The 465-nt window shown below is 55.1% G+C and carries 1 rRNA gene; it reads left to right on the top strand.

The annotated features are described in order from the left end of the window. Positions 1 to 406, top strand: a 16S ribosomal RNA gene (locus ACQRAG_RS11775); the annotation flags it as partial. Positions 407 to 465: the final 59 nt, after the last annotated feature.

Genomic DNA, 465 nt, shown 5'->3' with positions numbered 1-465 from the left:
GTTGGGCACTCTATGCAGACTGCCCGGGTTAACCGGGAGGAAGGTGGGGACGACGTCAAGTCATCATGGCCCTTACACCTAGGGCTACACACGTACTACAATGGCACGCACAAAGGGCAGCGATACCGTGAGGTGGAGCCAATCCCAAAAAACGTGTCCCAGTCCGGATTGCAGTCTGCAACTCGACTGCATGAAGTCGGAATCGCTAGTAATTCGAGGTCAGCATACTCGGGTGAATGCGTTCCCGGGCCTTGTACACACCGCCCGTCACACCACGAAAGTCGGTTTTACCCGAAGCCGGTGAGCCAACTAGCAATAGAGGCAGCCGTCTACGGTAGGGCCGATGATTGGGGTGAAGTCGTAACAAGGTAGCCGTAGGGGAACCTGCGGCTGGATCACCTCCTTTAAGGAATATATCTTCCCGTTCGCTCTTCACTTGCAATGAGCCACGAGCTCATTGACAAG

The organism is Desulfovibrio sp. SGI.230, assembly GCF_050313065.1.
In the GTDB taxonomy this organism is placed as follows: domain Bacteria; phylum Desulfobacterota; class Desulfovibrionia; order Desulfovibrionales; family Desulfovibrionaceae; genus Desulfovibrio.
The sequence above is the reverse complement of the archived record's forward strand: the minus strand, read 5'-3'. Positions and strand labels throughout refer to the sequence as shown.